The sequence below is a fragment of the Arthrobacter sp. B0427-1-12 genome (assembly GCF_059092905.1).
In genome coordinates, this window is sequence record NZ_JBNHIC010000232.1 from 1 (window position 1) to 373 (window position 373).

The 373-nt window shown below is 70.0% G+C and carries 1 pseudogene; it reads left to right on the plus strand.

Annotated features, from left to right (window positions below):
* Window positions 1-78: 78 nt before the first annotated feature.
* A pseudogene (locus tag AC5RWU_RS24705) lies at window positions 79-373 on the plus strand (acyl-CoA desaturase); the annotation flags it as partial.

Sequence of the window (373 nt, forward strand, 5' to 3'; positions counted from 1 at the left end):
AACCCGGCCAACTCATCCAGACCTGTGTTTCGGCAGCAGCCGGACCCGTCAACCTCGAACTCTGAGGAGCATCGTTCCATGACCCTTACTTCCAACCCCCCGGAACCGGCTACGGCCGCCGGCACGACCTCCCCGGAGCAGCCGAAGACATCCGCGGCCGCGTCTGCGGCGGCAGCCGCACCCAAACCCCGGCCCGGGGCCCTGGCCACCTCCGGCGGGCCCGTCGTCCGTCCGCCGACGGCCGCGCACCTGACCGACGAACAGGTCGCCGAACTGGGCCGCGAGCTGGATGCGATCCGCGACGACATTCTGGCAAAACGCGGCGCCTCCGACGCCGCCTACATCCGGCGCATGATCAAGATCCAGCGCGTCC